This window comes from Symbiobacterium turbinis, assembly GCF_055383075.1.
On the sequence record NZ_AP042433.1, the window covers coordinates 120,487 to 147,315 of the forward strand.

Annotated in this window: 26 protein-coding genes; 18 read left to right on the plus strand and 8 right to left on the minus strand. The window is 68.9% G+C overall.

Annotated features, from left to right (window positions below; all coding sequences use genetic code 11):
• Positions 1 to 23 precede the first annotated feature (23 nt).
• Genes ACZ45O_RS00535 through ACZ45O_RS00545 form a run of 3 tightly spaced genes read left to right on the plus strand, consistent with a single transcriptional unit; the run spans position 24 to position 2,582 of the window.
• Positions 24 to 1,022, plus strand: a complete 999-nt coding sequence (locus ACZ45O_RS00535) for an ABC transporter substrate-binding protein (RefSeq protein ID WP_464855023.1) — start codon at positions 24 to 26, stop codon at positions 1,020 to 1,022.
• Positions 1,019 to 1,828 (plus strand): ABC transporter ATP-binding protein, encoded by an 810-nt coding sequence (locus ACZ45O_RS00540; protein ID WP_464855024.1) that lies wholly within the window; start codon positions 1,019 to 1,021, stop codon positions 1,826 to 1,828. The genes ACZ45O_RS00535 and ACZ45O_RS00540 overlap by 4 nt, the downstream gene beginning before the upstream one ends.
• Positions 1,821 to 2,582 carry an ABC transporter permease gene (locus ACZ45O_RS00545; RefSeq protein WP_464855025.1) on the plus strand — a complete coding sequence of 254 codons (762 nt, stop codon included), beginning with the start codon at positions 1,821 to 1,823 and terminating at the stop codon, positions 2,580 to 2,582. The genes ACZ45O_RS00540 and ACZ45O_RS00545 overlap by 8 nt, the downstream gene beginning before the upstream one ends.
• A 43-nt stretch (positions 2,583 to 2,625) precedes the next feature.
• Here the strand turns inward: ACZ45O_RS00545 and ACZ45O_RS00550 are convergent, their stop codons facing one another.
• The 3 genes from ACZ45O_RS00550 to ACZ45O_RS00560 all read right to left on the minus strand — a co-directional run bounded on the left by ACZ45O_RS00550 (position 2,626) and on the right by ACZ45O_RS00560 (position 4,623).
• A complete protein-coding gene (locus ACZ45O_RS00550) occupies positions 2,626 to 3,045 on the minus strand; it encodes a type II toxin-antitoxin system death-on-curing family toxin (RefSeq protein ID WP_464855026.1) in 420 nt (139 codons plus the stop codon).
• Positions 3,046 to 3,268: 223 nt separating this feature from the next.
• Complete coding sequence (locus ACZ45O_RS00555) at positions 3,269 to 4,045, minus strand: M23 family metallopeptidase (protein ID WP_464855027.1); 777 nt, start codon at positions 4,043 to 4,045, stop codon at positions 3,269 to 3,271.
• A 185-nt stretch (positions 4,046 to 4,230) separates the two neighbouring features.
• Positions 4,231 to 4,623, minus strand: coding sequence for an acyl-CoA thioesterase (locus tag ACZ45O_RS00560; protein ID WP_464855028.1), 393 nt, complete (start codon positions 4,621 to 4,623; stop codon positions 4,231 to 4,233).
• 138 nt (positions 4,624 to 4,761) lie between these two features.
• On the opposite strand from ACZ45O_RS00560, the gene ACZ45O_RS00565 reads away from it, so the two are divergent.
• Complete coding sequence (locus tag ACZ45O_RS00565) at positions 4,762 to 5,454, plus strand: hypothetical protein (protein WP_464855029.1); 693 nt, start codon at positions 4,762 to 4,764, stop codon at positions 5,452 to 5,454.
• A 245-nt stretch (positions 5,455 to 5,699) separates the two neighbouring features.
• On the opposite strand, the gene ACZ45O_RS00570 is transcribed toward ACZ45O_RS00565, so the two are convergent.
• A complete protein-coding gene (locus ACZ45O_RS00570) occupies positions 5,700 to 7,004 on the minus strand; it encodes a hypothetical protein (protein WP_464855030.1) in 1,305 nt (434 codons plus the stop codon).
• Between the two features lie 2,266 nt (positions 7,005 to 9,270).
• Here ACZ45O_RS00570 and acs point away from each other — a divergent pair.
• Positions 9,271 to 11,235 carry an acetate--CoA ligase gene (gene acs / locus ACZ45O_RS00575; RefSeq protein WP_464855031.1) on the plus strand — a complete coding sequence of 655 codons (1,965 nt, stop codon included), beginning with the start codon at positions 9,271 to 9,273 and terminating at the stop codon, positions 11,233 to 11,235.
• 105 nt (positions 11,236 to 11,340) lie between these two features.
• On the opposite strand, the gene ACZ45O_RS00580 is transcribed toward acs, so the two are convergent.
• Entirely contained in the window at positions 11,341 to 11,658 is a 318-nt protein-coding gene (locus ACZ45O_RS00580) for a LysM peptidoglycan-binding domain-containing protein (RefSeq protein ID WP_464855032.1), read from the minus strand.
• A gap of 260 nt (positions 11,659 to 11,918) precedes the next feature.
• Between ACZ45O_RS00580 and ACZ45O_RS00585 the strand changes: the two genes are divergently transcribed.
• From ACZ45O_RS00585 to ACZ45O_RS00605, 5 genes are all read left to right on the plus strand, one after another.
• Positions 11,919 to 13,433 (plus strand): methyl-accepting chemotaxis protein, encoded by a 1,515-nt coding sequence (locus tag ACZ45O_RS00585; RefSeq protein WP_464855033.1) that lies wholly within the window; start codon positions 11,919 to 11,921, stop codon positions 13,431 to 13,433.
• A 168-nt stretch (positions 13,434 to 13,601) separates the two neighbouring features.
• Complete coding sequence (locus ACZ45O_RS00590) at positions 13,602 to 15,044, plus strand: CapA family protein (protein ID WP_464855034.1); 1,443 nt, start codon at positions 13,602 to 13,604, stop codon at positions 15,042 to 15,044.
• A 43-nt stretch (positions 15,045 to 15,087) separates the two neighbouring features.
• Complete coding sequence (gene ytxJ / locus ACZ45O_RS00595; protein ID WP_464855035.1) at positions 15,088 to 15,432, plus strand: bacillithiol system redox-active protein YtxJ; 345 nt, start codon at positions 15,088 to 15,090, stop codon at positions 15,430 to 15,432.
• A 154-nt stretch (positions 15,433 to 15,586) separates the two neighbouring features.
• Positions 15,587 to 16,135 (plus strand): four-carbon acid sugar kinase family protein, encoded by a 549-nt coding sequence (locus ACZ45O_RS00600; RefSeq protein WP_464855036.1) that lies wholly within the window; start codon positions 15,587 to 15,589, stop codon positions 16,133 to 16,135.
• A gap of 5 nt (positions 16,136 to 16,140) precedes the next feature.
• Positions 16,141 to 16,350 (plus strand): GntT/GntP/DsdX family permease, encoded by a 210-nt coding sequence (locus ACZ45O_RS00605; RefSeq protein WP_464855037.1) that lies wholly within the window; start codon positions 16,141 to 16,143, stop codon positions 16,348 to 16,350.
• A gap of 75 nt (positions 16,351 to 16,425) precedes the next feature.
• Here ACZ45O_RS00605 and ACZ45O_RS00610 read toward each other — a convergent pair whose 3' ends face one another.
• From ACZ45O_RS00610 to ACZ45O_RS00620, 3 genes are all read right to left on the minus strand, one after another.
• Positions 16,426 to 17,592 carry a cation:proton antiporter gene (locus tag ACZ45O_RS00610; protein ID WP_464855038.1) on the minus strand — a complete coding sequence of 389 codons (1,167 nt, stop codon included), beginning with the start codon at positions 17,590 to 17,592 and terminating at the stop codon, positions 16,426 to 16,428.
• 107 nt (positions 17,593 to 17,699) lie between these two features.
• A complete protein-coding gene (locus tag ACZ45O_RS00615) occupies positions 17,700 to 18,509 on the minus strand; it encodes a class I SAM-dependent methyltransferase (RefSeq protein WP_464855039.1) in 810 nt (269 codons plus the stop codon).
• 114 nt (positions 18,510 to 18,623) lie between these two features.
• Positions 18,624 to 20,033 (minus strand): MFS transporter, encoded by a 1,410-nt coding sequence (locus ACZ45O_RS00620; RefSeq protein ID WP_464855040.1) that lies wholly within the window; start codon positions 20,031 to 20,033, stop codon positions 18,624 to 18,626.
• A 113-nt stretch (positions 20,034 to 20,146) separates the two neighbouring features.
• Here ACZ45O_RS00620 and ACZ45O_RS00625 point away from each other — a divergent pair, with 113 nt between their 5' ends.
• The 8 genes from ACZ45O_RS00625 to rsxA all read left to right on the plus strand — a co-directional run bounded on the left by ACZ45O_RS00625 (position 20,147) and on the right by rsxA (position 26,817).
• Positions 20,147 to 20,920 carry a metallophosphoesterase family protein gene (locus tag ACZ45O_RS00625; protein ID WP_464855041.1) on the plus strand — a complete coding sequence of 258 codons (774 nt, stop codon included), beginning with the start codon at positions 20,147 to 20,149 and terminating at the stop codon, positions 20,918 to 20,920.
• 179 nt (positions 20,921 to 21,099) lie between these two features.
• The gene (locus ACZ45O_RS00630) at positions 21,100 to 21,672 is read left to right on the plus strand and encodes an NUDIX hydrolase (RefSeq protein ID WP_464855042.1); all 573 of its coding nucleotides are present in this window, start codon (positions 21,100 to 21,102) and stop codon (positions 21,670 to 21,672) included.
• 418 nt (positions 21,673 to 22,090) lie between these two features.
• Complete coding sequence (locus ACZ45O_RS00635) at positions 22,091 to 22,534, plus strand: SoxR reducing system RseC family protein (RefSeq protein WP_464855043.1); 444 nt, start codon at positions 22,091 to 22,093, stop codon at positions 22,532 to 22,534.
• A gap of 65 nt (positions 22,535 to 22,599) precedes the next feature.
• A complete protein-coding gene (rsxC, locus tag ACZ45O_RS00640; protein WP_464855044.1) occupies positions 22,600 to 23,937 on the plus strand; it encodes an electron transport complex subunit RsxC in 1,338 nt (445 codons plus the stop codon).
• A 3-nt stretch (positions 23,938 to 23,940) separates the two neighbouring features.
• Complete coding sequence (locus ACZ45O_RS00645; RefSeq protein ID WP_464855045.1) at positions 23,941 to 24,918, plus strand: RnfABCDGE type electron transport complex subunit D; 978 nt, start codon at positions 23,941 to 23,943, stop codon at positions 24,916 to 24,918.
• Entirely contained in the window at positions 24,911 to 25,483 is a 573-nt protein-coding gene (locus ACZ45O_RS00650; protein WP_464855046.1) for an RnfABCDGE type electron transport complex subunit G, read from the plus strand. Before ACZ45O_RS00645 ends, ACZ45O_RS00650 begins: the two co-directional genes overlap by 8 nt.
• A 5-nt stretch (positions 25,484 to 25,488) precedes the next feature.
• On the plus strand, positions 25,489 to 26,229 hold the full coding sequence (rsxE, locus tag ACZ45O_RS00655; RefSeq protein ID WP_464855047.1) for an electron transport complex subunit RsxE: 741 nt from the start codon (positions 25,489 to 25,491) through the stop codon (positions 26,227 to 26,229).
• Positions 26,230 to 26,817, plus strand: a complete 588-nt coding sequence (gene rsxA, locus ACZ45O_RS00660) for an electron transport complex subunit RsxA (protein WP_464855048.1) — start codon at positions 26,230 to 26,232, stop codon at positions 26,815 to 26,817.
• Positions 26,818 to 26,829: the final 12 nt, after the last annotated feature.

Consider the following 26,829-nt stretch of genomic DNA (forward strand, 5'->3'; position numbering starts at 1 on the left):
GTCGGGAGGGCCGAAGACGCCAGATGCATAGGTGGTTTGCGTTACTCCTGGTTGTGCTTCTGCTCGCCGGCTGCTCGGCCAGGGGGGAGGGGCCGGAGCAGCCGGGTGCGCCGCCGGGTGAAGTCCGCGTCGGCTACATGCCCAATCTGACTCATGCCCAGGCGGTGCTCGGCGTGGCCGGGGGCACGTTCGCGCGCTACATCGGCGCCGAGGTGCGGCCGCGCCTTTTCACCTCGGGTTCGGCGGCGCTCCAGGCGCTGTTCGCCGGGGAGGTGGATTTGCTTTACGTGGGTCCTGCCCCGGCCGTAAGCGGCTACCTGCGCTCAGACGGCGCCGCGCTGCGGGTGATCGGAGGGGCGGCCTCGGGCGGTTCGCTCTTCGTCCTCCGGCCGGAGGTTGACCGGCACGATCTGCGCGGCCTGCGCCTGGCCACGCCCGGGATCGGCAACAGTCAGGACGTCGCCCTGCGCCACCTGCTGGCGCAGGAGGGCTGGCGCACCAGGGAGCGGGGCGGCGACGTGACGCTCTCGCCCATGGCTCCTGCGGAGATCCTCACCCTGTTCGAGCGGGGCGAGCTGGACGGCGCCTGGGTCGCCGAGCCCTGGGGAAGCCGGCTGATCCTGGAGGCGGGGGGCGTTCTCGCTATTGACGAGCGGGATCTCTGGCCCGAGGGGAGGGTGCCCACCACGCTGCTGGCGGTTCGCCCCGATTTCCTGAGCCGGCATCCGGAGACGGTGCGCCGCTTCCTGGAGGCGCACGTGGCCATCACCCGGGAGATCCAGGCGGACCCTGAAGGCAGCCGCGCGCGGGTGCAGGAGGCCCTGGCCGAGCTGCAGGGACGCCCCCTGAACGATGAGGTGATCGCATCAGCCTGGGCGCGCATCGACTTCACCATCGATCCCATGGCGGACGCCGTGGCCGAACTGGCCGACCGCGCGTTTGCTGCCGGGCTGCTCGGGGCCCGCCGGCCGGACCTCGCCTCCCTGTACGACCTGACCCTGCTTCAGGAGGTGGCTCCATGAGACAGCCGGCAGTCCAGCCGGTGCCGCCAGAGCTGACCCTAAGCTCGGTCACCAAACATTTTGAGACCCGCCGCGGGCGGATGAAGGTGCTGGACCGGGTGAGCCTGAGCGTGCGCAGGGGGGAGTTTCTCTGCCTGCTCGGCCCCTCGGGATGCGGGAAGTCCACCCTCTTCAACATCATCGCCGGACTGGAGGAGCCGGATTCAGGGGAGGTCCTGGTGGAAGGAGAGCCCATTTCCGGGCCGGGGCCCGACCGGGTGGTCGTCTTCCAGGACGGCGCCCTCTTCCCCTGGCTGACCGCCCTCGGCAACGTCGAGTTCGGCCTGAGCCTGCAGAACATTCCCCGGGCAGAGCGGCGCGAGCGGGCCATGGCGGCCCTGGAGATGGTGCGGCTTGCGCGCTTCGGCGACGCGTACATCCACGAACTGTCCGGCGGCATGCGGCAGCGGGTGGCCATCGCCCGGGCCCTGGCCCTGGAACCGAAGCTCCTGCTGATGGATGAGCCCTTCGCCGCACTCGACGCCCAGACGCGCAACCTCATGCACGAGGAGCTCCAGCGCATCTGGGCGCGCACGGGACAGACGATCATTTTTGTGACGCACAATGTGTCGGAAGCGATCCGGCTGGGCGACCGGATTGCCGTGCTCTCGTTCCGGCCCGGTCGCGTCCGGCGCGAGGTGACCATCCAGCACCCGCGCCCCCGCAAAGCCGACGACCCGCGCCTTCTGGAGATCCGCACCTTCCTCGTGCGCGACCTGCGCAGTGACGTCGAGGCGGCGGTGGAGGAGGAGCTGGGCGATGGCTAGGTGGAAGGCCGGCCTGGTTTCGGCAGCGCTGCTCCTCCTCTGCTGGCAGGGCCTCTGCTGGGCCGGCCTCTGGCCCCGCTACGTGGTCCCCTGGCCCGCGGACGTCGCGGCGACCCTGTGGCGGCTCATCTCCACGATGGAACTGGCGGTGGCCTTGCTTCACACCGTGAAGCGCATCGGTCTCGGTTTCGGCCTCTCGGCCGCGGGAGGCCTGCTCCTGGGGCTGGGTCTGTCACGGTCCCGAACGCTCAGCGACCTTCTGGGCCCCCTGGTGCAGGGGCTGCAGTCGATGCCCTCCATCTGCTGGTACCCGCTGGCCATCCTCTGGTTCGGCTGGAACGAGGGCGCCCTGCTCTTCGTCACCACCGCGGGTGCGCTCTTCGCCGTCGCCTCCGCCGCCGAGTCGGGGGTGCGGAACATCCCGCCGGGGTACATCAGGGCGGCGGCGACCATGGGCGCCCGGGGCTGGCGGCTCTACACGCGGGTCGTGCTGCCTGCGGCCCTGCCCTCGCTGCTGACCGGGCTCAGGCTGGGCTGGTCCTTCGCCTGGCGCTCGCTGATGGCGGGTGAACTGCTCTTCCTGAACCTGGGGCTGGGGCACCTGCTGGCGATGGGGCGCGACCTGGGCGACGCGGCCCAGGTGATGGCGGTGATCGTGGCGATTCTGGCCGTTGGCGTGCTGGTGGACCGCGCGTGCTTCAGCCGCGCCGAGGCCGCCGTGCGCCTGCGATTCGGGTTCGACAAGGCAGCATGAAGAATGGGCTGCCGCTCCTTGTGGGGCGGCAGCCGAACGCTTTTCAGGCCTTCTTTACGCTGTCCTTCTCTATGCTGTTCTTCTCCCGGCTATGTTGGCGGAACCACTGTGCAAGCTCTTGCAGATCGATCTCTCTCACCGCGAGGGCCCAGGCTGTCTGCTCCAGCTCCTGTTCCGATGCGGTGATCTCACGGCCGTTGAGCATCAGGAACAGGCACCCCGCCGCGATGGCCACCCGCTTGTTGCCATCCACGAAGGGATGGTTGCGGGAGATGCCCTCGGCCAGTGCGGCGGCCTTCTCCTCGAGGGTCGGGTAGAGCGCCCGACCGTCGTAGGTACGGAACGGGCGGGCCGCAGCCGACTGCACGCCGCCGCGGTCACGAACACCGTGAGGGCCCCCGGTTTCGGCGATGATCCGCCGGTGCAGCCCGATGAGGTGATCCGCGGTCAGGCAGATCAGCATGTGCCCAGCCGCTCCAGCACCCGGCGGTAGCGCTCGAAGAACGCCTCCACAGCGGCCTCCACCTCCTCGTCCGTTGCCGGCCGCATGTCGCGCTCGCCGGCACCCTGCGCCGGGGCTGTGTCTGCACGTGGCTCAGTCCCCCACACCACGGCAATCCCCCTTTCCCCTTTCCAGCGCTGTCTCAATGCTACCATCTGCGCGCCTGCCCCCTCAAGCGCACCCGTCACTGCCTGTTCCTAGTGAAAAGCCCGGCGGCGCTGCCCTGCGTGAGCGGCCACGGGTCCACCGGGGTGTTGCCCACGGTGGCCGTCCAGTGCAGGTGCGGGCCCGTGGAGAAGCCGGTGGAGCCCACGGTGCCGATCAGCTGCCCGGCCTCCACCCAGTCGCCGGGCTGCACATGGATCTCCTCACAGTGGTAGTACGCCGTGAAGAGGTTGAGGCCGTGGTCGATGACGATGGTCCGGCCGGAGACGATGAACTCCTCGGCGAGGATCACCTTGCCCCGGGCCGGCGCGTAGATGGGCGTTCCCAGCGGCGCGCCGAAGTCCATGCCGCTGTGCCGGCCGGTCTCGACGCCGTTGACGATGCGGATCTCGCCGAAGTAGGTGGTCACCCAGAGGTCGCCTTCCAGCGGCGGCCGGAAGACGTCGCGCCAGAGCGGTTCGGGTTCGCTGGTGGACCGCAGCCGGTACAGCTTCTCCCACTGCTCGGCCTGCCGGGGATCGTAGTAGATGTCCTCCTGCTCCTCGGTCACCTCCAGCCGGTCGACGGTGAAGTCCTTCTTCACGACTTCGATGGCGCCCTCCCATTCACCGCCGTCCCAGGTGAGTCGCACCGGGTAGACGCCCACCGGGGCTGCCGCGGGAATGCCGATGAAGGCGGTGGGCTGCCGGTCCAGCAGGAACAGCTTGGGCTGTTCGGCGAGGCCCTCCACGTGGAGGGCCGGCTCGCCGGGCAGCGGCTGGTCGACCCGCAGGACGGCGAAGTCCCCCTGCAGCACCTGCCGGGGCTGCAGGTCAACGACGGGGGGAGAAGCTGGGATTTGCAAAGTCTCCGCAGGGACAGGGCGGGGCCCCGTCGAAGTCTCCCCTGTGTCCACTGGGGCGGGGGCGCATCCGGTCACCAGGAGCGCGGCCAGCGCCAGCGACGCGGCCAGCGCCTGGCGCGCGGCGCATCGGTTCATGTTCATCGTTCTTTCCCTTCGAAGCGGGCGATCTGCGCCCGCAACTCTTGTGGAATGGGCACGGGGCGCTGCTGTTCGTAGTCGAAGTGCACCAGCACCGCCCGGCTGGTGGCGACCAGGCGCCCGCTGGTCTTTTCGATGATCTGACCGTCGATGACCATACTGGAGTTGCGGATCTCACTGACCCGCAGACCGATGAGGAGCCGCTCCCGGAGGTAGGCCGGCGACTTGTACGTGATGGTCAACTCTGCGAGGATGAAGGAGAATTGCTCCGACAGCTCGCGGGTGAGCTCGTGGAGATACTCCACCCGCGCGGTTTCGAAGTAGGTCGCGTAGACGGCGTTGTTGACGTGGCCCAGCATGTCAATATCGCGGAAGACGACCTGCTGCTCCATGACAAAGGGGAAACCCTCCAAACCGATGACCCTCCCTCTCGTCTCTCTCCACTCACTTCCATCCCGCAGTTGACAGATCCTGCCCAGAACCATTACAACGAAAAGGTCAAGGACTGACGCGGACAGGGGGGCTTTCCTGTGATCTGGTTCCTGTTGGCTGCAGGCTTGCTGCTCATCGTTCTCGGCGCATGGGGCGGACCCGCGACGCGCCGGCGCCCGGAGAAGGCCGAGCGCATTCCCCGGGAGGCCACTGTGCAGGAGGCATGGGATATTCTGACCAGCCCGGTAGAGTACGATGACGAATTGATCAAGATTCCCGATCACCGGCCGTGGTTCCTGCCGGGCAGCGACCGGCGCTTCCAGCGCGGGGTGCTGGTGGGCCTGGGCGCCGGCCTCTTGCTGTCTGCCCTTCTGATGCCCCTCTTCGTCCGCCCGGCGGCGCCCGACGTTCCGGAGCCCGGGGAGAACCCCGGCGTGGTGCAGGGCCCGGGGGAGGAGGAGCCCGGTGCTTCGCTGCCTGACCCCACGACCCCGCCGGCTTCGCAGCCCGAGGATGAGCCCGAACCCGGGGCAGGTGACGAGCCCCCCGCCGGGTCGGAGGAGGAGCCTGAGCCTCCCGAGGAGCCGGTCACCGTGACCGTCACGGTCGAAATGGGCTCGAGCTCGCAGGAGATCGCGGCCCTGCTCCGTGAGGCCGGTCTGATCGAGGCGGAGGAGGACTTCCTCGCCGTGGTGGCCGAACTGGGCGTGGAGACCCGGCTTCAGGCCGGCACTTTCGTCATCCCGTCGGACGCGACGCCCATCGAGATCGTTAACCTGCTGACGCAGTAACGGCGGCGCTGCGCCGGCGTGATCGCAAGCTGCTGACGCAGTGATGGCGGCCCTGCGCCGGCGTGATTGAGGCATCTACGGCGGCCCGCCGCTGTCGCGAGGAGCCTGCACTCCCACTCTTGCGGGGGTGCAGGCTTTCCGTTTGCATCAAAGATGCTCGGAACGCCGGCAAGAATGCTCGGGGAACCGGCCGGCAGGCTGGCCGCCGACCGTGCCCGTGCAGATCGGGTCTGCGAACAGGTGGCTCATTCCCCGTCCGCCAGCCGCTCGAACCGGGTGATCACGTAGTCGTGCTCGTGTTGCTCGACCTTTGCGAGAAACTGCGCGCTCCCCTCGGTGACGAGGAAGGCGCCCGGGGTGCCCTCCATCGGCTTTATGGAGTCCGGGCCTGTGTACCCGCCGGCGTGGAGCTCCTGGAGGAGCCCGAGGACCCCCTCCGCGGTTGCTGGATCGCGGAACATCGCCACAATGTCGGCCTCCCGGAGGAGCGGCGGACCCATGAGGCGGCGGATGAAATCCATCTCAGACCGCGCCCGGAACACCTGCTCTTCCGCCGGATCGGCGCGCATGGCCTCCCCGTCGAAGCGATAGACCTGGATCCGGGTGGGGTATCCGAGGAAGTCCTCGTGATGGAAGGCGCCGCCCGGTCCCCATCCGCCGTCTCCCGCCACCGCCTGCACTGTGCCGGCCTCCGACACCCAGTCCAGTTGCCGGAAGCGCCCCTCCTCCGGGTCGTACCGGAAGGCGGTGAATCGGTAGATCCCCCAGGAGCCCGGGTACAGGGTGTGTGCCAGCAGGTCGTGTTCGCCTGCGTCTGCCCAGTCGTACCAGCTTCGCCAGTAGACGTCCGGCGCACGGAAGAGCTCCTGCTTTCCGTCGAGGGTGGTGATCCAGTATTCGTCTCCGTCATCCCAGAGGAGCGCCTGCATGCCCGGCGCCAGCCGGCCGATGACGGCGGGCAGCTCCGGCTCCAGCATCAGCTCCCGCTCCGCGCGCCAGGAGAAGGACCCGTCGGTGTAGCCCACCAGGCCGTAGCCGGGCACCCACCACTCCGTGCCCGCGGACCAGCCGTTGCGCGTCACTTCGATGCGCGCGGCCTGCCGCACGCCGCCGGGAGTTTCCACCGGCTCGATGGCCGCCACGGTGTAGGTGTAGCCGTCGCCCATCGGGCCTGGAATCCGGACCGTCCAGATATCGCCGACCTGCACGGGCAGACGATGCAGAAGCGCCGGCTCCGCCAGAAGGCTGAACCCGCCCCTTATGCTGTTGACGCCATGCAGGTAGACGGCGTCGCCTTCCACCCGCACGTACGCCGTTCCCTGCCGCAGCCGCACGGGCTGGAGCGTCGTCCCTAACAGGTCAAGGGGGGCGTAGGCGAAGGCGGACCCGCGCCTCCCCTGCTCCCGCACCAAGTGGAGCCCTGGTTCGCCCCAGAGGGGGAGAGCGGGCAGCTGAGCGGGCGTGTTCTGGGATGGGTTGTTCTTCCGCTCCGCCGTCGCCGGTTTCTTCTCGGGCGGGGCCGTTCCCAGCTCGGCCGGAGCCGGTTTCACGGGTCGGTGGCCGGGGGGCGTTGCTTCGTGTTCGGGAGGCGTTGGTTCCTGTTCGGGAGACGCGGATTCGTGGCCGAGAGAAGCGTAATCCCCGCCGGGAGACGCAGATTCCCGCCCGGCAGCAGTTCCATACTCAGCTGCGCGGCAGCCTCCGGAGAGAACGGCGGCGGTCAGGAGGCAGGCGATGAGCTGACGGCGCATCCTAAGACCTCCTACAGGAAGATACTTCCAGTTTGCTTGCTATGACGTCTACGTACGGCCCTCGGTTGCGCCGCTCCAACCTGGTTGGCAGTTTCGCCGACCGTGGCTGTGCGAACAGGCGGTTATTGACTTTGGCGCAGGCGATGAAGCAAAAAAGCGTCGGTTGCGAGGTCGGGTGGGGCGCTTGTCCAGGTGTGGGTGCACGCCATCGCCCAGAATCTTACCCCGTGCCCGACGCTGACCCCCGTGTTACCCCGCGAACGGCGGTCGTCGGTTGACATAACGTGGCTTCTGGTCGAACAGCATGCCCATGTGCCGGACCGCAGCTGTGGGAATCGGAGGTTTTCGACTTTGGCGGAGGACGGCGAAGTAAAAGCGTCGGTGGCGAGGTCGGGTGGGGAGCTTGTCCCGGTGTGGGTGCACGCCATCACCCGAGATTGCTACCCCGTGAACGGCGCTTGCGCCCGTGTTGCCCGTGAACGACGCTCGCCACTTGACATAACGTGGCGTTCTGGTCGAACAGCATGGCTATGCCGTCGGATCCAACTGTGGGAACAGGTGGTTTTCGACTTTGGCGGAGGACGGCGAAGTGAAAAGGCGTCGGTTGCGAGATCGGGTGGGGAACTTGTCCCGGTGTAGATGCACGCCATCACCCGAGATTGCTACCCCGTGAACGGCGCTTGCGCCCGTGTTGCCCGTGAACGACGCTCGCCACTTGACATAACGCGGCGTTCTGGTCGAACAGCATGCCCAAGCCGCAGGACCGCAGTTGTGGGAATCGGAGGTTTTCGACTTTGGCGGAGGACGGCGAAGTAAAAAAGCGTCGGTTGCGAGGTCGGGTGGGGAGCTTGTCCCGGTGCGGGTGCACGCCATCGCCCGGGATCTTACCCCGCGCCCGACGCTGACCCCCGTGTTACCCCGCGAACGGCGGTCGCCGGTTGACATAACGTGGCGTTCTGGTCGCACAGTACGCCCATGCCGCCTGCCCGCAGCTGTGGGAATCAGAGGTTTTCGACTTTGGCGGAGGACGGCGAAGTAAAAGCGTCGGTGGCGAGGTCGGGTGGGGCGCTTGTCCCGGTGCGGGTGCACGCCATCGCCCGGGATCTTACCCCGCGCCCGACGCTGACCCCCGTGTTACCCCGCGAACGGCGGTCGCCGGTTGACATAACGTGGCGTTCTGGTCGCACAGTACGCCCATGCCGCCTGCCCGCAGCTGTGGGAATCAGAGGTTTTCGACTTTGGCGGAGGACGGCGAAGTGAAAAAGCGTCGGTGGCGAGATCGGGTGGGGAACTTGTCCCGGTGTAGATGCACGCCATCACCCGAGATTGCTACCCCGCGCCCGACGCTGACCCCCGTGTTACCCCGCGAACGGCGGTCGCCGGTTGACATAACGTGGCGTTCTGGTCGAACAGTATGCCCATGCCGCCGGACCGCAGCTGTGGCATTCGGAGGTTTTCGACTTTGGTGGAGGACGGCGAAGTAAAAAAGCGTCGGTTGCGAGGTCCGGTGGGGCGCTTGTCCCGGTGTGGGTGCACGCCATCGTCCGGAATCTTACCCCGCGCCTGACGCTGACCCCCGTGTTACCCCGCGAACGGCGGTCGCCGGTTGACATAACGCGGCGTTCTGGTTGATCAGCATGGCTATGCCGCAGGACCGCAGTTGTGGGAATCGGAGGTTTTCGACTTTGGCGGAGGACGGCGAAGTGAAAAAGCCTCGGTTGCCAGGTCAGGTGGGGCGCTTGTCCCGGTGTGGGGGTATCCCCTGGCCTGGGATCTTACCGAGTGACCGGCGCTCTCCTCCGCGCTACCCCGTGACCAACGCTCGCCACTTAACATAACGCGACGTCCTGGACGACCAGCCGGCGCATTCTGCTCGATCGCGGCTGTGGGACCAGGCAGTTTTCGACTTCCTCCCAGACGAGGAAGTGAAAAAACGCCGGCTCCAGATGTAGCGCGGGTGCAGGCGGCTCCGGGCTCGTGATTTCATGAACTTAGAGGAAATTGAATATAGTCCGAAGAAACAAGCTACTGACTTACCGGAGTAATGGGGGGAGGGTGCAACTGTATGGATGCGAAGCAATTTGCGGCGCTTCTCACGGAGGACCGGCGTTTTCCGCCGCTGCCTGAGTTTGCCGCCAGGGCCAACGTGGCGGACGAGAGCCTCTACGAGCAGGCCGCACAGGATCGGGAGGGCTTCTGGGCCGCGCAGGCGGAGCGGTTGCACTGGTTCCGGCGGTGGGACAAGGTGCTGGAGTGGAACCCGCCGTTCGCGCAGTGGTTCATCGGGGGCAAGCTGAACGTCGCCTACAACTGTATCGACCGCCACTTGCAGAGCGCCACGCGGACCAAGGCCGCCATCATCTGGGAAGGCGAGCCCGGCGACGAGCGGGTGCTCACCTACCTCGATCTGCACCGGGAGGTGAGCCGCTTTGCCAACGTGCTCCGGCAGATGGGCGTCGGCAAGGGCGACCGGGTGACCATCTACCTGCCGATGATCCCCGAGGCGGCCGTGGCCATGCTGGCCTGCACGCGGATCGGGGCCGTCCACTCGGTGGTCTTCGGGGGCTTCTCCGCCGAGTCGCTGCGCGACCGCATCAACGACAGCCGCTCGAAGGTGGTCGTCACCGCAGACGGCGGCTGGCGCCGGGGCAACATCATCCGTATGAAGCAGATCGTCAACGAGGCCGTGGTGGACTGCCCGTCGGTTGAGAAGGTCGTGGTCGTCAAGCGCATCGGCCACGAATCGCTGGTGGAGCACGGCTGGCACCCCGGGCGCGACCACTGGTACCACACCCTCATGCGCAACGCCCCGGTGACCTGCGAGGTCGAGGAGATGGACGCGGAGGATCCCCTCTTCATCCTCTACACCTCCGGATCCACCGGGAAGCCGAAGGGCGTGCTGCACACCACCGGCGGCTACCTCACGCAGGTGGCAGCCACCGCCAAGTACGTCTTCGACCTGAAGGATGAGGACGTCTACTGGTGCACCGCCGACATCGGCTGGATCACCGGCCACTCCTACGTGATCTACGGCCCCCTGGCCGTCGGGGCCACGACCGTGATGTACGAGGGCGCGCCGGACTACCCAGACCGCGGCCGGTTCTGGGAGATCGTCGAGAAGTATCGCGTTAACATCTTCTACACTGCGCCCACCGCCATCCGCTCCTTCATGCGCTGGGGCGAGGGCTGGCCCGCGAAGTACGACCTCTCCTCGCTGCGCCTCCTGGGCACCGTCGGCGAGCCCATCAACCCGGAGGCCTGGATGTGGTACCACAAGCACATCGGCGCCGAGCGCTGCCCCATCGTGGACACCTGGTGGCAGACGGAGACCGGCGCCATCATGGCGACGCCCCTGCCCGGCGCGATCGCGACCAAGCCCGGCTCCATCACGCGGCCGTTCCCCGGCATCGAGATGGCCGTGGTGAACGAGGAGGGGCAGGAGGTTCCGCCGGGCACCGGCGGCTACCTGGTGATCAAGTCGCCCTGGCCCGCCATGCTGCGCACGCTCTGGGGCGACCCTGAGCGCTACGTTGCCACGTACTTCAGCCGGTTCGGCGCAAACGTCTACTTCACCGGCGACGGAGCGAAGTGGGACGAGGACGGCTACTTCTGGATCATCGGCCGTGTCGATGACGTCATCAACGTCTCCGGCCATCGCATCGGTACCATGGAGGTGGAGTCGGCGCTCGTGGACCACCCGCTGGTCGCCGAGGCGGCGGTGATCGGCCGGACGCACCCGGTGAAGGGCCAGGCCATTGCCGCTTTCGTCACGCTGAAGGAGGGCCGGCGCGGCACGCCCGATCTGGCCAACGAGCTGAAGCAGCATGTGGCCGCCAAGATCGGCGCCCTGGCCAGGCCGGAGGAGATCTACTTCGCGGCCGACCTGCCCAAGACCCGTTCGGGGAAGATTATGCGCCGGCTGCTGCGGGATATCGCAGAGGGCCGGGCCCTCGGCGACACCACCACGCTCGCCGACCCGGCGGTGGTGGCGCAGCTTCGCCAGCAGTACGAGTCGGCGGAGGCCGGATAGCGCGAAGGGGAGGGGGTAACCCCTCCCCGTATCTTTCTCACCGGGCACGACGCAGGCGATCTGCCCGATGCCACCTCGCCGGGACGCCGATGATCTTCCCGATGCTCACCGGGCCGGGACGCAGATGATCTGCCCGATGCGCAGGTTGCGCGGGTTGACCCGGTTCATGCGCAGCAGGTTGGCCACGCTGGTCCGCCTGCCGTAGGCGATGTCGCCCAGGGTGTCGCCGGGCTGGATTTGGTAGGGCTCCCAGCCCCGGGGGCAGGGCCGCCGCGGCGGGACCGGGGGCGTCCGGCGCGGTATGCACAGGGGCTGGCCGATCCAGAGCGCCCAGGAGTTGGCCCCCGGGTTGGCCCTTGCGATGGCCTGGGGCGTCGTGCCGAAACGCCAGGCCAGGTTCCAGAAGTTATCGCCCGGCTGCACCGTCTACTGCCAGGATCCTGGTGGGCACTGGGGCACTGCGCTCACCTCGCATGATGGTCTCACCACCAACCTATGTTATGTCGAATGTAGCGGCCCCCGCGCCACCGGAAACTGCGCGGGCGTGCCGTCCGGGTCTCTGCCGCGCCGAGTTGGCGCCTGACGCTGCAGGAGAGATGTTCTAGATGAGGAATATACGACTATAGAAGCATTTCGATGAGTCAGCCATCGGTCGCTGTTGCCTGTGAACAGGGGTGAAGCCAGTGCTGTGGTGGAAGCGCGCGAAAGAGGGGGCTCCCGAAAGCCCCGGCAACCCCGGCGTCGCACAGACGCTGCCGGAGAAGCCCGCCGTCCCGGCCGCGGCGCCTGAGGAGCCTGCCGGGCCGGCCGCGGCGCCTGAGGAGCCCGCCGTCGATGTCGCCGTCGAGCCCGCCGATGAGGAGCCGGACTGGGACGCTGTCAACCGTGCACTCGACCACCTGGTGCAGGGAGACTGGATACGGGCCCGGGAGGAAGCCGAGGCCGTGCCTGAACCGATCAGGGATGGCATGGCGCGGCTGATCCGGATGCTACAGGGGGCCATGGCCGAACTGGTGGTCTCGGCTTCCGCCGCCATCGAGCAGGGCGCGCGGCCGCTGATTGCCGCGGACGAGCTGGTGGAGGCCACCCGGGCGCAGGCCACCGAGGTGAACCAGGTGGCCGCCCTGGCCGAGGAGCTGGCCGCCTCGGTGGAAGAGGTGGCCGCCTCGTCTGACGCCGCGGTCAACACCTCGCGCGAGACTATGAAGCAGGCCGAGGCGGGAATCGTACACGTGCGCGGCGCTCTGGACGGCATGACCTCCATCGCGGAGGGTATGGCATGCCTGCAGGAGAATGTCAACCAGCTGCTCAGCACCGTGGAGCCCATTCACCAGGTACTGGAGCTGATCGAGGAGATATCCGGGCAGACCAACCTGCTGGCCCTCAACGCCGCCATCGAGGCAGCCCGCGCCGGCGACCAGGGCCGGGGCTTCGCCGTGGTGGCGCAGGAGGTGCGGCGGCTGGCCGAGCGCTCCCACAGCGCGGTGCGCGACGTCCAGGAGCAGATCTCCACCCTGAGGCAGGGGGCCAACGCCGTCTTCGAGGCGACCGACCGGCTCGCCCGGCAGATCAGTGAGAACATCGAGCTGGCCACCAAGGGGCAGTCGGCCCTGGAGACCATCCGGACCTCCGTGGAAGAGAGCACGGCGCCGATGAGCGAGATCGCCAAGGCCGCGGAGGAGGAGGCGCAGGCGGTGCAGGAGACGGCCGCCAGTGCCAACCAGATCGCCGGCGCCATGACGAAGGTGCAGCAGGCGACTTCTGATCTGGCTGTGATGGTCTCTGACCTGCAGCGCGCGCTGCGCAGCACCCGCGCCCTCACCGAGAAGTTCCGGGTCGAGCTTTCGGATGTGGAACTGCTTCAGGCCGCCCGGGGAGACCACGTGCTCTGGGTGCAGCGCCTGCACGAGATGCTGCTGGACCGCGAGCAGATCTCGCCGCAGGATGTGGCAGATCACCGCTCGTGCCGGCTCGGTCAGTGGTACGAGCGCAACCGCGCGGCGGGCCAGTCCGTTCCCGCGTTCAACGCGCTGGAGCGGCCCCACCAGGAGATGCACGCCGTCGCCCGCCGTGCCGTGGAGTTTTACAACCGGGGGCAGTTGGAGGAGGCCAGGAAGGCAGTCCACCGGGTCATCGTGCTGTCGCAGGAGATCCTTTCGCTGCTGGGCGAGTGCCAGCAGGCCTGGTCGGGCCGCTGAAGCGGGTCGCCCAAGCGGACTGCGGAATGCGGACTGCGGAATGCGGACTGCGGAATGCAGACTGCGGGAGCCCGGCCGGAAGGAGGCCGGGCTCCCGCTTCGCTGGAACGGGCCGGGCCCGTCCGGCGTCCTACGGTTGAGAAGAGTCATTCCAAGGAGGGGGTTTGCTTGACCCTCAAGCGCCGCCGCTCGGTTGTCTGGTGCGTCCTGGCCCTCTTGCTCCTGGTCGGCTGCAGCGGCCGGGCGCAACCGGGGGATGCCATCGCGCCCCCGCCCCCCGGCGAGGAGGTGCAGTTGCCCGGTTCCCAGTCGGCCAGCGCGGAGCCCACCGCGCCCGGGGCGGAACCCCGGCCGGGGGCGGAACCCGGAGCAGGGGCGGAACCCCGGGCAGGGACGGAACCCCGGGCGGGGACGGAACCCCCGGCGGGGACGGAACCCGGACCCGGGCCGGGGCGCAGGCCGGAAACCGGGGAGATGGAGGCGTCCGACCCGGCGACCCCTGAGCGGCAGACAGCCCGCCTGCTGGCGGTGGGCGACCTCCTCATGCACCTGCCCCTGGTGTACGCATCGGCGCTGCCGGACGACCAGTGGGACTTCACGCCGCTGTTCGAGCCCGTCCGTCCCTGGATCGAGGCCGCCGATCTGGCAGTTGCCAACCTGGAGACCACCCTTACCGGGCCGGACTACCCCTGGGCCGGCTATCCCAGCTTCAACACTCCGCCCGAGCTGGCCCGCGATCTGAAGGCCGTCGGGTTCGACGTGCTGACCCATGCCAACAACCACTCGCTCGACTACTCCAAGCTCGGCATCGAAAAGACCCACGAGGCCCTGGAGCGGTACGGGATGCCGCACACGGGCACGGCACGCACCCCAGAGGAGCGGGAAGAGGTCCTGGTCGTGGAGCCGGTGCCGGGCATCCGGGTGGCGGTGCTGGCCTACACCGCGTCGACCAACTGGATCCCCCTGCCGGAGCCCTGGTCGGTCAACCTGGTGGACGATGAGCAGATGCCCGCCGACATTCGCCGGGCCCGGTCCCGGGAGGACGTGGACTTGGTGGCCGTCGCGCTGCACTTCGGCGAGGAGTACGCCCGGGAGCCCAGCGAAGAGCAGCGCTACTACGTGGACGTCGCGCTGCAGGCCGGAGCCGACATTGTGCTGGGCAGCCATCCCCACGTCATCCAGCCCATCGAGGTGCGCCAGGTCCGCGACGAGTTCGGGCGCGACCTGCCCCGGGCCGTGATCTACAGCCTGGGCAACTTCATCTCCAACCAGGAGGGGCTGTACCGGGAGGCCGGCCTCATGTTGCTCATCGACGTGGCGAAGGAGGACGGCGTCACCCGCATCGAGCAGGTCTCGTTCGTGCCCACCTGGGTGCACGGGTACCGGGTCGACGGGCAGCAGAAGTACCGGGTGGTGGCGGTGGAGCAGGCCCTGCGGGACTACGAGGCGGGCCTTGACCCGCTCCTCACCCCGGCAGACTACCAGCGGCTCCAGGAGGTGTGGGCGGACACGACCCGGCAGGCGGTCGGCAGCCCCGAGGTCTTCGTCTGGTCCGTCGACCAGCCCCGGCAGTACCCGGGCGCACAGGCCGCCGCTTCCGGAGCGTCATAGACTGGGGGAGAGTTCTGCGGGACACATAAGGGGGTAGGCGTTCTTGGCCGAGGCGAGACAGATGCGGTCAGAGGCGGACATCGAGGCGGTGATCGCGGCATCGCGGGAGCGGCCGGTGCTCGTGTTCAAGCACTCCACCCGCTGCCCCATCTCGGCGGCAGCCCACCGGGAGTGGCGGGCCTTCCTCGCCAGCCCGGAGGCCGCGCGCGTGGAGCATTACTGGGTGCGGGTGATCGAGGAACGGCCCGTGTCGTTGGGCCTGGCCCGCCGGCTGGGGGTGGTCCACCGGTCGCCGCAGGTGCTGCTGGTGAGAGATGGCCGGGCCGTCTGGCACGACTCGCACCGCGGCATCACGGCCCAGCGGCTGAAGGCCGCGGTCGCACGCTGAAACGGGCTGAAGAACACGCTAAAAAGCTGTCCAACCCGGGCCCCCCGGAGGCAACGCCTCCAGGGGGCTCGGCGCGCCTACAGCGAGCGCGGGTCTGCGGCAAAACTGGCCATACTACATGGAGTCGTTGATACGAAAAGGAAGGGATTCTGCCTTGAACGGGTCCGACAACCTCCACGCCTTGATCGGCGTGATCGCCGACGACCTGACGGGGGCGAACGCCACCGGGGTCCTCCTGCGCAAGCGGGGCTTCCGCACGGCGGCCCTCACCGGCATGGAGTGGCCCTCAGGCGGCCTGGCCGGCTATGACTGCGTGGTCATCAACACGGAGTCGCGCGCCGCGCACCCCCGGGTTGCCTACGACCGGGTGCTCCGATCCGCGCGCCTGATCCTGGCCAACGACGGCATGCCGCTGGGGAAGCGCATCGACTCCACCCTGCGGGGCAACCTGGGCCCCGAGATCGAGGCCGTTCTCGCCGCCCTGGGTCGCACCTCCATGGCCGTGCTCACCGGCGCCTTCCCGGCATCGGGCCGCACCACCCGGGACGGGGTTCACTACGTGAACGGCGTGCCGCTGGCCGAGACCCCCGTGCGGGACGATCCCCTGATGCCGGTCACCGAGTCGCACGTGCCCACGCTGGTCGCCGCCCAGACGGACCTCAGCATCGCGATCCTGGGCCTCGGCGCTCGGCGCCCATTCTGAACGACTTGGGGGTCAACCCGGTCTTCGCGGCGCAGGCCGCCGCCATGGGCGCCTTCGTCTTCAGCTACTTCAACGACTCCCTCTTCTGGGTGGTCAACCGCATGCTGGGCATCGAGGAGGCGAACGAGCAGATCATGACCTGGTCGGTGCCCACGACGATCATGTGGGCGACTTCGGGCATTCTGCTTGTCATCGTGAACGCGCTCTTCGGCTGATGGTCCCGGGGGTGCCCGGGCGATCCGGTCCCGGCGGCGCGCCGATTGGCAGTCCCGCCCTTGCGGCGAGACCGCCTATCCCGCGACCGCGGGCCGCCCCCGGAAGACCGCCTTCAGGAGCGGCGGGGTGAGCAGGGTCGTGCCCAGGCTGACGAAGACCATCGCTGTGTAGAGCTCCGCCTGCAGGAGCCCCTGGTCGAGGCCGATGGTGGCGATGATCAGTCCGACCTCGCCGCGGGCCATCATGCCCACCCCCACCGCGGTGGCGTCCCTCACCGGGAAGCGGGCCAGCAGCGCGCCGACGCCGCAGCCGGCGATCTTCGTCACCGCGGCCACCAGCACCACCAACAGCACGAAGAAGAGGAAGGGGCCGGTCATGCCGGCGAACGTGGCCGAGAGCCCCACGTTGGCGAAGAAGAAGGGCACGAAGAAGGCGTAGGCGATGTGCTCCACCTCGTGCATGATCTTCTCCCGCAGTTCAGTGAGGCTGAGCATCAGCCCGGCCAGGTAGGAGCCGATGATGCCCGCCAGCCCGGCGAACTCGGCCGCCCAGGCAAAGGCCAGCGCCACGCTGATGGCGACGGTGAGCAGCGGCAGGCTGCCTTCCATGCGGGCGACGGGCCGCATGAGCAGGGGCAGAAGCCAGTAACCCACGAGGATCGCGACCGCGAAGAAGCCCGCCATCCTGCCCAGCAGGAGCGGCAGAGGTGCGGCGCCGTGGCCGCCGTCTGCAGCCCCCAGGCTGCCCAGCACGACCGAGAGCACCACGATGCCCAGCACGTCGTCCAGCACCGCCGCGGCCAGGATCGTGACGCCGGGCCGGGACTGCAGGTAGCCCAGCTCCTTCAGGGTCTGGGCCGAGATGGAGACGCTGGTGGCCACCAGCAGCACACCGGTGAAGATCGCCGTCGTCGGATCGAATCCCCACAGGGTGGTGATCAGCCAGCCGCCGACGAAGGGGAGCGCGACCCCCAGGACGGCCACCAGCGTGGCGGCGAAGGCGTTGCGCTGAATGTCCTCGAAACGGGTCTCGAGGCCTGCGATGAACATGAGCAGCACGACGCCGATTTCCGCAATCTCGCTGATGAGCTGGCCGGGCTGCAGCCAGCCCAGGAGCGCGGGGCCGAAGAGCACCCCTACCAGCAGCTGGCCGAGCACGGCCGGCTGGCCCAGGCGCTGGCTCACCCGGCCGGCGGCCAGGACGCCGATCAGGATCACGCACGCTTCCAACAAGAAGTTCAATTTCAGACCTCCTTTGCAGTATTATGTGCAAAAGCCTCCGGCCCCTCGCCGCTGCGAGGGGCCGGAGGCTGCTGTATAATGCGGCGCGATCCGTCCAGTGAGGCTGGCTATTTCTCCAGGATGCAGACCACGGCCTTCATGAAGAATTCCGGGGCCAGCGCGGCCAGCGGCCGCAGGAAGGCGCGCAGTGGCACCAGCCGCCAGTGGGCGATCTTGAAGGGCGACTCCTCCACGATGTGCCGGAACCGCTTGATGGTCATGCGGTTGATGTAAGTGATCCTGGTCGTGTTGGTCTCGGGGTCGCCCAGGCGCAGGCGGAGCCGCATGTCGGCGTCGGGCAGCTCTTTCACCAGCTCGCGGTAGGCCTCGATCAGCACGGGCTCGCTGAAGAGGGCGTGGACCCAGGGAATGCCGATGACGTCGGAGAGGTGGGCGCCGTAGGGGTGGAAGTACGGCGGGAAGTTGGTGAAGAACCGGCCGCCGGGTTTCAGCACTCGGTGCGCCTCCCGCAGCACCGCCTCGGGTTCGGCGACGTGCTCCATGACGTCGTTGGCGATGATCACGTCGAAATAGTCGTCTGGAAAGGGCAGTGCGGTGGCGTCCCCGGTGAGGAACTCGGCCCTGTCGGTCAGGTTCTTCTCCGCGGCCATGGCCCGGGCCTCGTGCTCGTAGTGGGGAACGACGTCCACGCCGTAGATCTTCTTCACGCCCAGGGTGGCGTAGTAGAGGGTCTTCCCGCCCGCGCCGGATCCGATGTCCAGCACGGTCTTGCCCTTCATGATCTCCTCAGGCTCCATGAAGGGCCGGTAGTGCTCCAGGGTGAGGTGCCCGCGCTCGAACTGCCAGTCGGCGTAGCGCATCGTGCCCTGGTTGGCCAGGTTGAACGGGTGCACGGGCGGGGGGAAAAGCTTGTTCATGGCGAGCAGTGCCCTGGTGGCCAGTCGCAAGTGCGTCGTCACTCCTCTCTGTCCTTGGCCGGTTACGGCCGGAGCCTGGGTGCTCTCGCTTCCAGCGGGGGGGGCGTGCCTGATTCACGGCCGCGGGCGCGTGGGCCGCACCAGCGACAGCAGGGCGCTCAGCGCCGCCAGCGCCACGCCGACCGAGAGCGTCCCGCGGAAGGCGGCGAGGAAGTCCGTCTGCAGCCGCAGGTGCGCGAACAGGGTGCTGGCGATGGTGACGCCGGTGACCATGCCCACGTTGCGGGCGGCGGCCAGGAGCGCCGCCGCGACCCCCTGCCGGTCGCGGGGCGCCGCCCCCATGATGGAGCTGTTGTTGGGCGCGGTGAAGAGGCCGGCCCCCAGGCCGATGACGGCCAGGAAGGCTGCCACCTGTCCTGCGGACGCCGCCGGGCCCAGGCCCGCGACCGCCCAGAGCCCCGCGGCGATGGTGGCCATGCCCACCGTGGCGGGGATGCGGGTGCCGATGCGGTCGGAGAGCCAGCCGGCAAACGCGGCCAGGGCCACCATGGCGGCCGGCTGGGCCGTCATCACCGCGCCGGCCGCGGCCGGGCTGAGGCCGCGGTACTGCTGCAGGTAGAAGGGCAGCAGGAACGAGAGCACGAAGACCGCGGCGTACTGCAGCCAGGCGGCGGCCACACCGCCGGTGAAGGCGGGCTCGCGGAACATCCAGAGCGGCAGCATCGGCTGCCGGGCCCGCCGCTCCTGCCAGAGGAAGAGCAGGAGCAGCAGCGCGCCGCCGGCCAGCAACAGCCGGGTGCGGGCGTCGCCCCAGCCCCAGGTCTCGGCCTGGCTGAGGCCCAGCAGCAGGGAGGCCAGCCCGGATGCGAACAGCAGGGCGCCGGCGAAGTCGAAGACCTGGTCGCGCCGCCTCTCGGTCGGCCGGAGCTTGGCGAAGGCCAGCGCGGCCCCGATCGCGGCCACCGGCAGGTTGATCAGGAAGACCCACTGCCAGCCCCACTGGCCGGAGATGAAGCCGCCCAGGCTGGGGCCCAGCGTGAGCCCGGTGTAGGTGAGGGTGGCCTGCAGGCCCAGGGCGCGCCCCCGCTCGCTGCCGGGGAACGTGGTCGTGATGAGCGCCGGCGAGAGCGCCATGAGGATGGCGGCGCCCATCCCCTGGATCACCCGGCCGCCGATCAGGGCCGGGAGGGTGGGGGCGAGGCCGCAGACGAGCGAGCCCAGGCCGAAGACGAGGAATCCGCTGCCGAAGACCCACTTGTACCCCCACATGTCCCCGAGCCGGCCGACGGAGAGCAGGAGGGACGAGATGGTCACCAGGTAGGCGGCGGAGACCCAGCTGATGTCGCCCATGGTCGCCTGGTACTGCCCCTGGATCTGGGGGATGATGATGTTGATGATGCTGCCATCCAGGGCCGACATGAAGGCGCTGGTGCCGGCCACGATCAGGACGAGCCACCTGTAACCCTCACTGGCGGCCGCCCGGCCCTGCCCGGCCCGGGCGGCGGCCTGTTCCCTTGCCGTCACGTTCAACCTCCCCAAATCGACCTCTAGCATCATCCTGTTCGCCCCGCTTCCGCCGAATTCCCGCCTGCGGCAGGCGATTTCTGGCTTGCCGGCGCCAGCCCACCGGCCTTAAGATGAGGACAGTGCCTGTAAGCGAGGTGTTCGCTGTGCGCATCGCCATCTTCTCCGACGTTCACGGGAACCTGACGGCGCTGGAGGCGGTGCTGGCCGACATCGATCCCGAATCGGTGGATGCGATGGTCTGCCTGGGCGACCTGGCCTTCAAGGGTCCGCAGCCCGCCGAGTGCATCCGGCGGATCCGTGAGCTGGGCATCCCCTGCATCCACGGGAATACGGACGTGTTCCTGCTGATGGCCGCCGGCCGGAAGCCGAAGCGGCCGCTTCCGGGGGGCTTTTCGCTGCCCGATCCGCTGCCGCCCGCCATCGCCTGGCCGCTTCAGCATCTCACCGACGCCGACCTGGACTACCTGGCCGGACTGCCCTTCTCCCACCGGCTGGAGGCCGACGGACAGTCTGTGCTCTTCGTGCACGCCTCGCCGCAGGACGCGGCCACCGGCATCGTGCCCACCATGCGCCCGGACGAGATCCGGCCGCTGCTCAGGGGCGAGCAGGCCGACTGGATCATCGCCGGCCATGTGCACCAGCCGTACGCCTTCCGCTTCGGGGGGCGCTGGCTGGCCAATCCCGGGGCTGTGGGCTTCTCGCTGGACGGCGACGGCCGGGCGGCGTATGCCGTGCTGGACACCGAGCGGTCCCGGTTCGAACTCAGGCGGGTGGCGTACGACGTGGACGCGGCGGTGGCCGCGGCCCGGGCGCGGGACTTCTACGCCGATCCCGAGCGGTACGGCGCGGCGCTGCGGGCGGGCACCTGGCCGGCGGACCTGTAGGTGCGGGAACGCGGGGCGTGACCCTGCGGCAACGTGACCTCGCGGCGCCGACCTGTGGCGTGACCCTGCGGCAACGTAACCTTTCGTCGCCGACCTGTGGCGTGACCCTGCGGCCACCTGACCTTGCGGCGCCGACCGGTGCGCCGGCCTGAAGCTTTGCGAAAGGGGGCGATGGAGGCGTGGCTCACCTGACCGGCCCCGTGCTGACCCGGGCCGAGGCCGAACTGGGCAGGCCGCATGTCCTGCGCTGGCGGTACCCCATCGGTCCCGCGGAGATGGACATGGTGGTCTCCTCCACCCGCGGCCAGACTCGCCTGCACGACGTGACGCTGTTCATCTTCAACCCGGCGGGGCAGATCGCGCTGATCCGCAAGCACAACTACCCGCCCGGCATCTGGCGCGCCCCGGGCGGCGGCGTGGACCCCGGCGAGGAACTGGCCGCCGGCGCGGCGCGGGAGGCGCTGGAGGAGACCGGGCTTTCGGTGCGCATCACCCGGTACCTTCTGCGGGTCCATGTCACCTTCACCGACGGCGACCGCGAGCAGCCCTGGACCACCCACGTGGTGCTGGCCGAGGCGGACGGCGAGCCGGCCACCCGCGACCCCGGGGAGATCTCCGCCGTGGCCTGGGGCTCGCTGGATGAGCTTTCCGGCCCCATCGCGACGGCCATGCTGGCCACACCCCGGGGGCTCTTCACGTACCGCGCCGCCCTGCACCGGGCGGTGGCGGAGCGGCTGAAGTCCATAGGATGAGCGGAGTCCGGGAGCGTCCCTCACCGTGGTCGGGGGCGCTCCCTTTCGGCATTTTGGGGGTGCGTCTCTTTCCCGTGGTCGGAGGCGCTCCCTTTCTACATTGGGGAGCGTCTCCTTCGCGTGCTCGGGGGCGCTCCCTTTCTGCATCTGGGAGCGTGTCCTTCCTGTGCTCGGGGGCTTGCTCGCTTTCCGGTGTCCATATCGGATGTCCACTTTGGGCATCCGGCGAGTGCCCGCCTTTCTTTTGTGTCTATAGCACGTTCGAACAGGGGTCGGAGCATCGGACCGTACCGTTATGCCTATCCAAGGATGGGGGAGAGGTCGCGTTGACCGCCATCGCCTCGACGGTTGAAAATATAGGAGTAAGAAGTATTCTGCAGGTACCTTGAGTGGCGGGAACGGAGACGAGGTGTTGTCCATGGAGCTGCAGGGAACCGTCGTGCAGTGGCGCAGCGGGATCGCAAAGGTGCAGATCGCGGTGAGCGCCTGTTCCGCCTGCACGCACAACTGTTCAGCCCGGCTCGGAGACGGCGGGCGCTACCTGCTGGCGGAGGCGCCGTCGCCGCTGCTGCCCGGGCAATCGGTACTGGTGGACGTGGCCCTGCCCTCTCCGGCCCGTGCGGTGGCCCTGGCTTACGTGCTGCCGCTGGCGGGCTTCATGGCAGGGCTTTTCATCGGAAACGCCGCGTTTGGCGGCGCCCCTCTTCCGGCCCTGGGCCTGGGCCTAGCCGGGGGCGCGGTGGCCTATGGCGCGGTGGCCTTCCTGGAACGCAGCCGGCGCGCCCGCGTGGTTTCCACCGGCGTCGCAGCCGGCGCAGCCTGTCCGCGCGCAGCGGAAGAACCGGCCGATGACCCCTCCTGATACGCACGAGCATTCATCGTCCGTTCGAGTCACCGACACCTACGTAAGAGAGGGAGGCGTAACTCATGAATCTGTGGGCCCGCTTTCGCGGGGGAGTCCATCCCGATGCCCGCAAGACGACCGCGCAGTGCGCGACGCAGCCGCTGCCGCGCCCCGAGCGGGTAGTGCTCCCCCTGCGGCAGCATATCGGCGCTCCCTGCCAGCCGCTGGTGAAGAAGGGCGACGAGGTGGCCCTGGGCCAGCCCATCGGCGACGTGGACGCCCCGGTCTCGGCGCCGGTGCACGCCAGCGTCAGCGGCAAGGTGGTGGCCGTGGAGCCCCGGCTCACCCCCGGCGGACGCACGGAGCAGGCCGTGGTCATCGAAGCGGCCCCTGAGGATGTGCCCTGGGAGGGGCTTCCGGAAGGGCTTGGCTGGGACCTCGACCCCGAGTCGCTGGACCCGGCCTTCATTCGTGACCGCGTGCGGCAGGCGGGGCTGGTGGGCATGGGCGGCGCGGGCTTCCCGGCCGCCGTCAAGCTGACCCCGAGGCCGGGCTCGGAGCCCGACGTGGTCATCCTCAACGGCGCCGAGTGTGAGCCGGCCATTACCTCGGACCACCGGCTCATGCTGGAACAGCCCGAACAGGTGGTGCTGGGGCTCCGGCTCTTCATGCGGGCCTGCGGCGCCAGGCGCGGCGTCATCGGCGTTGAGGCCAACAAGCCCGACGCCGCCGCGAAGCTCTCCCAGCTGGTGGCGGGAGACCCCGCCCTTTCGGTGGAGGTCCTGCCGGTGCGCTACCCGCAGGGCGCGGAGAAGATGCTGGTCTGGGCCCTGCTCCGGCGTGCGGTGCCGGTAGGGGGCATCCCGCTGGATGTGGGCGTGGTCGTACAGAACGTGGCCACGGCCGCCGCGGCGGCGGTCGCCCTGGCCGAGGGCCGGCCGCTCACCCACCGCATCGTCACCGTCAGCGGCCGGGTGGCCAGCCCGGGCAACTGGCGGGTGCCGCTCGGCACTTCCTTCGTGGACCTGATGCAGGCCGCAGGCGGACTGACCGGCGCGCTGGCACGCGTCATCGCCGGCGGACCCATGATGGGCATCGCACAGCCCGACCTGGACGTCCCGGTGATCAAGACCACGGGCTCGGTGATCCTGCTGGGCCCGGAGGACCTGCATGAGACCCCTGCGGGGCCGTGCATCCGCTGCGGGCGCTGCGTGACGGCCTGTCCGATGGGCCTCCTGCCCGCCCAGCTCTGCGACGCCGCCATGGCCTCCGACTGGGCGAGGGCGGAGCGGTTCCACGTGCGGGCCTGCATGGAGTGCGGCAGCTGCAGCTACGTCTGCCCGGCCCGCCGTCCGCTGGTCCAATCCATCCGGCTGGCCAAGTCTGAACTCGGGCGCCGCGCCCGTGGAGGGAGGGGATAACGTATGGCCAAGACCGAAAGCGGTGAACTGCTGGTCGCATCGAGTCCGCACCTCTGGGCCGGCGTGTCCACCAGCCAGATCATGCGGGATGTCCTCATCGCCCTGGCGCCGGCTGCCCTCGGGGCGGTCTACTTCTTCGGCTGGCGCGCGGCGCTGGTCATCGCGCTCAGCATGGGCGCCGCCGCCCTGACCGAGTGGGGCTGCATGCGGCTGATGGGCAAGCCCTCCACCCTGGGCGACGGCTCCGCCCTGGTGACGGGCCTGCTACTCGCTCTGACCCTGCCGCCGGCCTCGCCCGTCTGGCTGCCCGTCCTGGGCGCCGCCTTCGCCATCGCCGTGGTGAAGGTGGCCTTCGGCGGCCTCGGGCACAACTTCGTCAACCCGGCCCTGGCCGCGCGCGCCTTCCTGCTGGCGGCCTTCCCTGCGGCGATGACCACCTGGACGAGCCCCTTTGACGCCGTCACCACCGCCACGCCGCTGGCGGTTCTCCCGACTCCCTTCGCCCCGGACGTGCTGGCGGGTCCCCTGCCCTCATACCGTGACCTCTTCTTGGGTACCGTGGGCGGCTCGCTGGGCGAGACCTCCGCCCTGCTTCTGCTGATCGGGGCGGTCTACCTGCTGGTGAAGCGGGTCATCGACTGGCGCATCCCCGTGGGCTTTCTGGGCACCCTGGCCCTGCTCAGCTGGGCCCTGGGCGGGCAGGCCGGCCTCTTCACCGGCGATCCGCTCTACCACCTGCTGGCCGGCGGCGCGATTCTGGGCGCGTTCTTCATGGCCACCGACTACGTGACCGGGCCGATCACGCCGCAGGGCCGCTGGATTTTCGCCGTCGGCTGCGGCCTGATCACCGTCCTGATCCGCCTGTACGGGGGCTACCCGGAGGGCGTGCTGTTTGCCATTCTGCTCATGAACGTGGTGACGCCCTTGATCGACCGGTTCATCGTTCCGGCGCCTTTCGGGGGGGTGAAACGCCGTGCGTGAGGCGTTGCGCATGATCCTGACGCTGTTAGTGGTCACCGTGGTGGCGGGCGGCGCCCTGGCCGGGGTGAACGGCTTGACGGCGCCGATCATCGCGGAGATGGAGGCGAGGGCCCTGCAGGCGGGGCTGGCCGAGGTGCTGCCTTCCGCGGCGTCTTTTGAGGAGGTCCCGGCCGAGGCGCTGGCCGGGGCGGGTGCGCCGGTGCAGGCGGCCTGGCGCGGGCTTGACGCCGCGGGCGAGCCCGTGGGCGTCGTCGTGCAGGCGGCTCCCGGCGGCTACGGCGGCCCGATCGTGATGCTGGTGGGTGTCGAGCCCGGCGGAACCGTGCACCGGATGAAGATCCTGAGCGCCGCGGGCGAGACCCCCGGCCTGGGCACCAAGGCCACCGAGCCCGCTTTCGTGGAGCAGTTCCTGGGGCTGAGCCCTTCCATTGAGCTCGTGCGGAACCGGCCCCCCGCCGGCAATGAGGTGCAGGCGGTCACCGGCGCCACCATCTCGTCCCAGGCGGTGCTCGACGGCGTAAATGCGGCGCTCGATGCCGCGCGCCAGCTTCAGACCGGGAGGTGAAGGCCGTGAACGAGTCCACTTCCAACGCCACGTTCGTCGGTGTCTTGCGAGACGGCCTCAGGCAGGCGCCGCCGTTCCGCCTGCTGCTGGGCCTCTGTCCGGCGCTGGCCGTCACCACGGCCATGGAGAACGGCTTCTGGATGGGCATGGCGGTGATCTTCGTCCTGGCCTGCTCTGAAATGCTCATCAGCCTTCTTCGCAAGGTGATTCCGGACCGGGTGCGCATACCGGTCTACATCGTGATCGTGGCCACGTTCGTCACCGTGGTCGACATGGTGATGAAGGCCTACCTACCCGAGATGCACGCCATCCTGGGCATCTTCATCCCGCTGATCGTGGTGAACTGCGTCATCCTCGGGCGGGCGGAGGCGTTTGCCTCCAAGCACGGCCCGCTGCTCTCGGTCGCGGACGCCGTGGGCGTGGGCGCTGGCTTCACCGTGTCGCTCATGGCCATCGGCGGCGTTCGGGAGCTGCTGGGCACTGGCAATCTCAAGCTATTCGGCTTCGCTCTGCTCGGGCCCGGGCTCCCGCTGGAGATCGTCGTGATGCTGCTGCCGGCCGGCGCCTTCTTCGTCATCGGGTTCCTGATGGCGGGGCTGGCGTGGATGCAGAATCGGCAGCAGGAGCGGGCCCGCCGGGCACAGGTCGGGGCCTTTGCGGGGGCGGGCGGCGCAGGGGCTGCCGGCGGCCCTGGTGGCCCCGGTGCCACCGGCGGTGCCGGAGGCGGAGAGGAGGCGGCTGTGTAAATGGAGTTCATCGCCATACTGATCGGCGGCATCCTGATCAACAACTACATCTTCTCCCGCTTCCTGGGGCTCTGCCCGTTCTTCGGGGTCTCCAACAAGCTGGAGACGGTCTACGGCATGGGCGCTGCCGTCGTCTTCGTCATGACCCTGGCCTCGGCCATCACCTGGCCCCTGCAGCACCTGCTCCTGGAGCCTCTGGGTCTGGGCTATCTGCAGACGGTGGCCTTCATCCTGGTCATCGCCGCCCTGGTGCAGACGGTGGAGATGGTGATTCAGCGGGTGAGCCCGCCACTTTACGCCGCGCTGGGCATCTACCTGCCGCTGCTCACCACCAACTGCGCGGTGCTGGGCGCGGCCCTGCTCAACATCACCCAGGACTACAGCTTCATGGCGTCGGTGGTGAACGGCTTCGCCTGCGGCCTTGGATGGACTCTGGCCACGGTGCTCTTCGCCGGCGTGCGGGAGCGGATCGAGGGCCTGCACATTCCGGAGGCGATGAGGGGTATGCCCATCGCCTTCGTGGCGGCCGGACTGATGGCTCTGGCATTCATGGGCTTCCAGGGTCTCTTCCGCGGGATCCTCTTCTAAGCGAGGTGTTTG

Bases quoted from the DNA above. Each gene is read 5' to 3' on its own strand.
- rsxC (WP_464855044.1), top strand. From the start codon at position 22,600: ATGAATCTGTGGGCCCGCTTTCGCGGGGGAGTCCATCCCGATGCCCGC.
- ACZ45O_RS00545 (WP_464855025.1), top strand. From the start codon at position 1,821: ATGGCTAGGTGGAAGGCCGGCCTGGTTTCGGCAGCGCTGCTCCTCCTC.
- acs (WP_464855031.1), top strand. From the start codon at position 9,271: ATGGATGCGAAGCAATTTGCGGCGCTTCTCACGGAGGACCGGCGTTTT.
- ACZ45O_RS00615 (WP_464855039.1), bottom strand. From the start codon at position 18,509: ATGAACAAGCTTTTCCCCCCGCCCGTGCACCCGTTCAACCTGGCCAAC.
- ACZ45O_RS00535 (WP_464855023.1), top strand. From the start codon at position 24: ATGCATAGGTGGTTTGCGTTACTCCTGGTTGTGCTTCTGCTCGCCGGC.
- ACZ45O_RS00540 (WP_464855024.1), top strand. From the start codon at position 1,019: ATGAGACAGCCGGCAGTCCAGCCGGTGCCGCCAGAGCTGACCCTAAGC.
- ACZ45O_RS00560 (WP_464855028.1), bottom strand. From the start codon at position 4,623: ATGGAGCAGCAGGTCGTCTTCCGCGATATTGACATGCTGGGCCACGTC.
- ACZ45O_RS00625 (WP_464855041.1), top strand. From the start codon at position 20,147: ATGAGGACAGTGCCTGTAAGCGAGGTGTTCGCTGTGCGCATCGCCATC.
- ACZ45O_RS00550 (WP_464855026.1), bottom strand. From the start codon at position 3,045: ATGCTGATCTGCCTGACCGCGGATCACCTCATCGGGCTGCACCGGCGG.
- ACZ45O_RS00645 (WP_464855045.1), top strand. From the start codon at position 23,941: ATGGCCAAGACCGAAAGCGGTGAACTGCTGGTCGCATCGAGTCCGCAC.
- rsxA (WP_464855048.1), top strand. From the start codon at position 26,230: ATGGAGTTCATCGCCATACTGATCGGCGGCATCCTGATCAACAACTAC.
- ACZ45O_RS00635 (WP_464855043.1), top strand. From the start codon at position 22,091: ATGGAGCTGCAGGGAACCGTCGTGCAGTGGCGCAGCGGGATCGCAAAG.